Origin of the sequence: Arthrobacter sp. NPDC080031 (assembly GCF_040702485.1) — a bacterium.
Classification (GTDB): domain Bacteria; phylum Actinomycetota; class Actinomycetes; order Actinomycetales; family Micrococcaceae; genus Arthrobacter.
Genome location: NZ_JBFBLA010000019.1, coordinates 103438 through 110050 on the forward strand (window position 1 = coordinate 103438; position 6613 = coordinate 110050).

Sequence of the window (6613 nt, forward strand, 5' to 3'; positions counted from 1 at the left end):
GGCGGTCCGGCCGCAAAATTACCGCAATGAATAGGCGTCCGCCGATCGTCAACCGCATCAAGCGAACGACGACGGCGGGCGGCGGTGGGGTGCGGCCGCTCCGCTAAGGACCGGGGTGGGAAATGAGAGGCCCGCCCCGGTCCTCTTCACGCAACGGGGTACGTGTTTACCCGAAGCTCTCCTGTACAGACGCAAGGAATGAGAATATGAGGCAAGATCGCACACTGCCCCGGGCGGGTCGCCGGTCCGGGACCTCGGTAAAGGAGGTGTTGCCATGCTGGATTTGATGCCTTCGCTGGGCACATGGCGGCCCGCGGTCTCCGGTCAGCGATGCGCCGTCGCCACCATCGTGGCCGCGGGAGGCTCCGTGCCCCGTCCCCTCGGCACGTCCATGCTGGTTTCCGAACACGGCGATGTCCTTGGCAGCCTCTCCGGAGGGTGCGTGGAAGGCGCCGTGGTGGAGGCTGCCCTTCAAGCAATGCACGACGGCGGCAGCCGCCTCGAGTCGTTCGGCTACAGCGCCGAGGACGCGTTCGCCGTCGGGCTCACCTGCGGCGGCGAGCTGGAAGTCCACATCCAGCCAATCCAATCAACCAGCGCCGCCGGGCTGGACGAGGCCTTGCTTAATGCCGCTTCCGGTGGTTCTTCCCTGGCGCTCGTCCGCAGGCTCGACGCCGGGGGAGGCGCCGTCGTCGTTCCTGATCCGGCGCGTTTCTCCGCCACAGGTTCACGGGAACTGTCCGCCCTTCTCGGCGGGAATGACGCCCTGATCCGCTCGGCCGCGGCCCAGCTCGAGCCTCTCCTGCATGGCGGACGCACAGGACTGGTGAGGCTCGCCCCGGCCGAAGGCTGCGGGGGCTCCACGCCCGAAGCCGAACCCATTACCCTCTTCGTGGAAAGCCGCTTGCCCGCGGCCCGGATGCTGATCTTCGGCGCCAACGACTTCGGCGCGGCCTTGCTCCCCGCCGGGAAGCTCCTGGGCTACGAGGTCACTTTGTGCGATGCGCGGCCCGCGTTTTCCGGCCAGGGCCGATTCCTCGCCGCCGACCAGCTCGTCACCGACTGGCCGCACCGCTATCTTGCCGCGGAAGCAGCCGCGGCCCGGATCGATTCCCGCACGGTCGTGTGCGTGCTCACCCACGATCCCAAATTCGATATTCCGCTGTTGGAAACCGCCCTTGCCTTGGATCTCGCCTATGTGGGAGCCATGGGTTCCAGACGCAGCCACCGGCAGCGCATCGACGGACTGCTGGAGCGCGGGGTTCCGGTCGAGGTCCTTGAACGCCTGCATTCGCCGATCGGACTGGACCTTGGTGCCGTCACTCCCGCGGAAGTCGCGGTGTCCATTACGGCCGAGATCCTCGCGTCCCGCGCTCCGCGTCCGGCCTCTGCCTGTGCACCCTATCCAGCCTCCGGCTGGGGTTCGCTCAAGGACGGAACAGGGCCGATCCACCAGAGCGCTCCCGAATACAACACCCCCGAACAAAGCAAGGTGACCACATGGACATGAACACCATCGAGTCCGTGGTCGCCACCACGGATCCAGCCCTGTGGCGCGAGGGCGACGCCTGGCTCGCCGGCGGTACGGTCTTGTTCTCCTATGGCAGTCCGGTCGGCAGCGAAGAGCCGCTGAAACGACTCCTGGATCTGGGCCAGGCAGGCTGGCCGGCCGTAACCGTGAGCGACGCCGGCATTGAGCTGGCCGCCACCTGCACCATCGCCGAGCTCTACGCACTTCCGGTGTCGGACGCCGTGGCCGGCCGGGACTGGCCGGGACTGGATCTTTTCCGCCCGTGCTGCGACTCTTTCGTGGCCTCCTTCAAGGTGTGGAACATGTCCACTGTTGGCGGCAATGTGTGCACTTCGCTCCCGGCCGGGCCGATGATTTCACTGTGCGCCGGATTGGACGCGAGGGCCACCATCCTTGGCCGGCACGGCAGCAGCCGCACCGTTCCGGTGGCCGAATTCGTCACCGGGGACGGGACAAACTGCCTGGCACCGGGTGAGCTCCTGCGCAGCATCCAGCTGCCGGCGTCGGCGTTGGCGGCGAAGGTTGCCTTCCGCCGGCTCTCTCTGAGCAACCTCGGGCGGTCCGGGGTGCTGCTGATCGGAAGGCTCGACGCCGATGGCGGCCTCGTCCTCACCGTCACCGCCGCCACTAAACGGCCTGTACAGCTGCGGTTCGCCACCGCGGAGTTGCCGGACGCAGGCCAGCTGGCCGCCGCCGTCGGGCATTCGATCCCCACGGAGCTGTACCACGACGACATCCACGGGCTCCCGGAATGGCGCCGGGACATGACCTTCCGCCTTGCCGAAGAGATCCGCGCGGAGCTGTGCGGCCCGGGGGAGCCGGGCGGACCGCTCACGGTCTCGGGCGATTTCTGGCCACCGCACGCCACCTCGCCCCAACCGTCTACCCAAGCGGAATCATTCAACACCGAGCAGCAGAAGGAGGCCTGAGCATGGCAATCGAGATCAACGGAACAGCCACCGAGGCCGCACCCCGCCCGGGCCAGTGCCTTCGGACGTTCCTGCGCGAACAGGGCAACTTCGGCGTCAAGAAAGGGTGCGACGGCGGCGACTGCGGCGCGTGCACCGTCCACGTGGACGGTGAACCTGTGCACAGCTGCATCTACCCGGCCGTCCGCGCCGAAGGGCACTCGGTCACCACCATCGAGGGGCTGTCGAGCGGGGACGGGCTGCACCCTGTGCAGCAGCAGTTCCTGGAACACCAAGGTTTCCAGTGCGGCTTCTGCACGGCCGGCATGATGATGACCGCCGCCACCTTCGACGAGGAACAGAAAGCCAACCTCCCGCGAAACCTCAAGGGAAACCTGTGCCGCTGCACGGGCTACCGCTCCATTGCGGACGCTGTGTGCGGTGTGGTCCGCATCGGGCAAAGCACCTCCGACGGCGGTGCGGCCGCCCAAGCCCACGCAGGCCGGCTCGGCGACAACGTTCCCGCGCCTGCGGGACACGCGGTCGTCACCGGTACCGCCCGCTACACGCTCGACGTCCCCCCGGAGCAGCTCCCGGGACTGCTGCATCTGAAGTTGCTGCGCTCGCCGCACCCCCATGCCCGGATTGTTTCCATCGATACGACGACGGCACTCCAGGTACCCGGGGTCGTCGCGGTTTTCACTCATGAGGACGCGCCGGCCCGGTTGTTCTCAACGGCCCAGCACGAGCTTTACACCGATGATCCCGACGACACCAGGGTCCTCGACGACGTCGTGCGCTTCATCGGCCAGCGGGTTGCCGCCGTCGTCGCTGAATCGGTGGGCGCGGCGGAAGCCGGCGCCCGGGCCATCAAGGTTGAGTACGAACTCCTCGACGCTGTCTTCTCGCCGCAGGAGGCGTTGCTGCCCGGGGCACCCGCGATCCACGGCGAGAAGGATGGGGAAACAGCCCGGATTTCACGCCCGCAGAACAACGTCGTGGCGGAGGTCCATTCCGAGCTGGGAAACGTTGAAGCCGGATTCGCAGCGGCCGACTTCATCCACGAGAACACGTACCAGACCCAGCGCGTACAGCACGTCGCCATGGAAACGCACTGTTCCATCGCATGGGTGGAGCCATCCGAGAGTCCAGGAGAGGACCGGCTCATGGTCCGTTCCTCCAGCCAGGTCCCGTTCCTGGTCCGGCGGACCCTCGCCCGCGTGTTCGATCTCCCTGAGGACCGCATCCGCGTGGTCGCCGGCCGCGTGGGCGGCGGATTCGGCGGCAAGCAGGAAGTACTCACCGAGGACCTCGTGGCCATGGCGGCCCTCAAGCTCCGCCGGCCTGTGCAGGTGGAGTTCACCCGCACCGAACAATTCACCGCCACCACCACACGCCACCCCTTCACCATCAAGGTCAAGGCCGGGACGAGCCGGGACGGCCACCTGACGGCGATGCAACTGGACGTGGTCACCAACACGGGCGCGTACGGAAACCACGCGCCCGGAGTGATGTTCCACGGTTGCGGCGAGTCGTTGGCCGTCTACAAGTGCGCCAACAAGAGAGTGGATGCGCAGGCCGTCTACACCAACACGGTCCCGGCCGGAGCCTTCCGTGGCTACGGACTGAGCCAGATGATCTTCGCGATCGAATCGGCCGTGGACGAGCTCGCCGTCGGTGTCGGCATGGACCCCTTGGAGTTCCGGCTCAAGAACATGGTCCGGCCCGGTGACGACATGCTCTCCACCAACCCTGACCCTGAAGAGGACGTGTTCTACGGGAGTTACGGACTGGACCAGTGCGTGGCGTTGGTCCGGGATGCCCTCGAGCGCGGCGGCCAACGCTACCGGGACGCCGGGCTGGACGATCTCGGTCCGGAGTGGGTCACCGGGGTCGGTTCGGCCCTGTCCATGATCGACACCGTTCCGCCTCGCGGGCACTTCGCCCATACGCGCCTCACGCTCCTGCCGGACGGCACGTTCGACGCCGCCGTCGGGACCGCGGAATTCGGCAACGGCACCACCACGGTCCACGCCCAACTGGCGGCGACCGCACTGTCCACCACAGCGCCGAACGTGGCCGTGCGCCAGTCCGACACGGACCTCGTGGAGCACGATACCGGCGCGTTCGGCTCAGCAGGCACCGTGGTGGCCGGGCAGGCAACCTTGCTCGCGGCGCAGGAGCTCGCAGTACGGATCCGGGCCGTGGCCGCTGCGTTCCTCGGTGTTCCGGAGGCGGACTGTGTTTTGGAGGACGGTGCCGCGCGCTGCGGTGAGCGGGTCTTGGCGCTCGCGGAGGTGTACGACGCCGCGCAGCAGCAGGGTGTGGAACTCGCCACCGACGGGCGTTGGGGCGGAACCCCGCGTTCGGTCGCCTTCAACGTCCACGGATTCCGGGTAGCCGTGAACACCGGCACGGGGGAGCTGAGGATCCTGCAGAGCGTCCAGGCGGCCGATGCCGGCGTCGTGGTCAATCCTCGGCAGTGCCGCGGCCAGGTGGAAGGCGGAATCGCGCAGGCTCTTGGTGTCGCGCTGTATGAGGAAGTGCGCGTGAGCGACGCCGGCCGGGTCACCACGGACATCCTGCGGCAGTACCACATCCCTTCCTTCGCGGACGTGCCACGCAGTGAGGTGTACTTCGCGAAAACGAACGACCAGATGGGGCCGCTCGGTGCGAAGTCCATGAGCGAGAGCCCGTTCAACCCCGTGGCGCCCGCGCTGGCCAACGCCATCCGGAACGCCACCGGGGTGCGGTTCGCTTCGCTCCCGATCGCCCGGGACAAGATCTACCTGGCGCTCAAGGATGCCGAAGCCTCCACCCCCACCCAACTGGCTCGCATTTAGTGCCGTTTTGAGGCCCCATAACGGCACCTACTGCGAGTCAGTTGGGCGGCTAGTCGCTGAGGAGGTGCAGCTTGTCCTTCGTGTCGACGTCGGCACCGTCGGCGAGGTCGCTGCAGTCGACGACGTCCACGAGCCCGGGGTGCGCCTTGAGGAAGCGGCGTGCTCCGGCGTCGCCGACGGCGGACTCGGCGACGTCGGCACGGAGGGTGGCGTCGATGATCAAGGGGTGGCCGCGCCGGAGATTTGTTGAGTTGCTGCCTTTGTAGACAGTGTCCGGGTAACCCGCCGCGGTCACTCGGCCCGGCTGGTGCGCGGCGAGCAACCGGGCGACGACGGCGGGCGTCATCCCGGGCTGGTCCACGAGGGCCACCAGGACGTTGTGGCTAGGGGTTGCGGCCGCAACACCCGTACGAAACGAGCTGGCCATGCCGGACGCCCACTCCGGGTTGTCCACTACGAGGTACCCGCCCAGGTCCGTCCCGCGGCGGACATCCTCGGCTCCGGCACCGAGCACCACGACGACCTTGAGGCATCCGCCGTCGAGCAATGTCCTGGCGAGAACCTCCACCAAGGTCTGGCCGCGGAAGGGCAGCAGCGCCTTGGGACCAAGGCCCAGGCGCGTCCCCGCGCCGCCAGCCAACAGCACGCCAGTGGTGGGAGCAGCGCTGGAATCGTTCATGGGGTTCACCCTATCCGTGTGCCCTCGCGAGGTCTCCAGGTTCACCTTGCATTCCAAGATAGGTCTACCGAAAAAGGTTGAATATTACCCGTGGGTAGGCCTTCTGGCAGGCTTCCCTGGCCGATATTCTCTTATGGACTTCACGAGAGTCAGTGGTCATCGAAGGGGATGCAATGACGCATCCGCGGTGGAAAGAGGTTCTATGTCTGGCATTTTCGAAATCTTGACAGCGGGGGAGCAATCGTTCCGTTTCCGGTTGAAGGCTGATGATGGAACGGTAGTGGCGGTATCGCCAAAGTTCCCGGATATTGCGGCCCTTGTGGCCGGTATCAACGCAGTCAGGGAGAATGCCGCCACAGGATTCGTGGTGGATCGCCGCTCGCTCGGAACGTAATAGCAAATCGGCGGTAGTGCTCAAGGAGCACTACCGCCGATCCTTTTTTAAACTTCTTAGGAGTCGCCCCCTGAACCGCCGGTGGTGCCGGCAGTCACGTCGAGGAGCTTGTACCGGTCAATGGCGTACGACGGCGCACTCGGGTCAACTTCGCCCCTCGCCGCGAGGAGTTGCAGGGTTTTCACGACGATGGAGTGGGTGTCGTTTTTGAAGAAGCGGCGTGCGGCCTGGCGGGTGTCGGAGAATCCGAAGCCGTCG

The 6613-nt window shown here is 66.7% G+C and carries 6 protein-coding genes; 4 read left to right on the plus strand and 2 right to left on the minus strand.

Annotated elements, in window-relative coordinates:
• Positions 1 to 274 precede the first annotated feature (274 nt).
• From AB0323_RS16450 to AB0323_RS16460, 3 genes are read left to right on the plus strand one after another with little or no spacing between them, the layout of a single operon-like run.
• Positions 275 to 1510 (plus strand): XdhC family protein, encoded by a 1236-nt coding sequence (locus AB0323_RS16450; RefSeq protein ID WP_366178267.1) that lies wholly within the window; start codon positions 275 to 277, stop codon positions 1508 to 1510.
• Positions 1501 to 2460, plus strand: coding sequence for an FAD binding domain-containing protein (locus AB0323_RS16455; protein ID WP_366178268.1), 960 nt, complete (start codon positions 1501 to 1503; stop codon positions 2458 to 2460). Before AB0323_RS16450 ends, AB0323_RS16455 begins: the two co-directional genes overlap by 10 nt.
• Positions 2461 to 2462: 2 nt before the next feature.
• The gene (locus tag AB0323_RS16460; RefSeq protein ID WP_366178269.1) at positions 2463 to 5282 is read left to right on the plus strand and encodes a molybdopterin cofactor-binding domain-containing protein; all 2820 of its coding nucleotides are present in this window, start codon (positions 2463 to 2465) and stop codon (positions 5280 to 5282) included.
• Between the two features lie 49 nt (positions 5283 to 5331).
• On the opposite strand, the gene nboR is transcribed toward AB0323_RS16460, so the two are convergent.
• On the minus strand, positions 5332 to 5961 hold the full coding sequence (nboR, locus tag AB0323_RS16465; RefSeq protein WP_366178270.1) for a nicotine blue oxidoreductase: 630 nt from the start codon (positions 5959 to 5961) through the stop codon (positions 5332 to 5334).
• Between the two features lie 202 nt (positions 5962 to 6163).
• Here nboR and AB0323_RS16470 point away from each other — a divergent pair, with 202 nt between their 5' ends.
• Positions 6164 to 6355, plus strand: coding sequence for a YegP family protein (locus AB0323_RS16470; RefSeq protein WP_364539453.1), 192 nt, complete (start codon positions 6164 to 6166; stop codon positions 6353 to 6355).
• Positions 6356 to 6411: 56 nt separating this feature from the next.
• On the opposite strand, the gene AB0323_RS16475 is transcribed toward AB0323_RS16470, so the two are convergent.
• Positions 6412 to 6613 (minus strand): hypothetical protein (locus AB0323_RS16475; RefSeq protein WP_366178271.1); only part of this gene is annotated, 202 nt, incomplete at its 5' end.

Excerpts from the sequence above, each read along its gene's own strand:
- AB0323_RS16460 (WP_366178269.1), top strand. The coding sequence starts at position 2,463 with ATGGCAATCGAGATCAACGGAACAGCCACCGAGGCCGCACCCCGCCCG.
- nboR (WP_366178270.1), bottom strand. The coding sequence starts at position 5,961 with ATGAACGATTCCAGCGCTGCTCCCACCACTGGCGTGCTGTTGGCTGGC.
- AB0323_RS16450 (WP_366178267.1), top strand. The coding sequence starts at position 275 with ATGCTGGATTTGATGCCTTCGCTGGGCACATGGCGGCCCGCGGTCTCC.
- AB0323_RS16470 (WP_364539453.1), top strand. The coding sequence starts at position 6,164 with ATGTCTGGCATTTTCGAAATCTTGACAGCGGGGGAGCAATCGTTCCGT.
- AB0323_RS16455 (WP_366178268.1), top strand. The coding sequence starts at position 1,501 with ATGGACATGAACACCATCGAGTCCGTGGTCGCCACCACGGATCCAGCC.